We start from the raw sequence: 736 nt of genomic DNA, 5'->3' as shown, positions 1-736 counted from the left end.
CACCTGTATCAGGGGCGCTTCAAGTCCTTCCCGGTCCAGTCCGACGAGCATTTCCTCACCGTCTGCCGCTACGTCGAGCGGAACGCCCTGCGGGCCGGCCTGGTCGAGCGTGCCGAGGAGTGGAGGTGGGGCAGTCTGGCGGCGGTGCGCGCCAAGGGAGACGACGAACGACCCTCGCTGACGGCCTGGCCCATCGATCGGCCTCGCGATTGGAAGGCCAGGGTCAACCGGCCATTCGGCACCAAGGAAGAGGAGGCGATCCTCCGCAGCATCCGTCGGGGCCGGCCGTTTGGATCAGATTCATGGCAGACCCAGGTGGCGGCCCGTCTCGGCCTGGAATCGACCTTCCGACCTCGTGGACGTCCGCCGAAACAAACCGAAAATGGCTCCTGACCCCATATCGGCCTCAAACCGAAAATGGCTCCTGACCCCATATCGGCCTGACCCCATATCGGCTCTCGTGGACGTCCGCCGAAACAAACCGAAAATGGCTCCTGACCCCATATCGGCTCCAAACCGAAAATGGCTCCTGACCCCATATCGGCTCTGCGAAAATGGCTCCTGACCCCATATCGGCTCTGTGACCCCATATCGGCTCTGCAAACCGAAAATGGCTCCTGACCCCATATCGGCTCTGACCCCATATCGGCTCTGACCCCATATCGGCTCTCTGACCCCATATCGGCTCTGACCCCTGCTCTACGAGGCTGCCCAGCAAGACCGCCGCAACGCACGC

At 62.8% G+C, this 736-nt stretch carries 1 protein-coding gene; it reads left to right on the top strand.

What is annotated here, in order from left to right; genetic code table 11:
* Positions 1-393 (top strand): hypothetical protein (locus G6O54_RS36995; protein WP_205679192.1); only part of this gene is annotated, 393 nt, incomplete at its 5' end.
* Positions 394-736 lie beyond the last annotated feature (343 nt).

Origin of the sequence: Aquisphaera insulae, assembly GCF_011064615.1 — a bacterium.
Taxonomy (GTDB): Bacteria; Planctomycetota; Planctomycetia; order Isosphaerales; family Isosphaeraceae; genus Aquisphaera; species Aquisphaera insulae.
The sequence above is the reverse complement of the archived record's forward strand: the minus strand, read 5'-3'. Positions and strand labels throughout refer to the sequence as shown.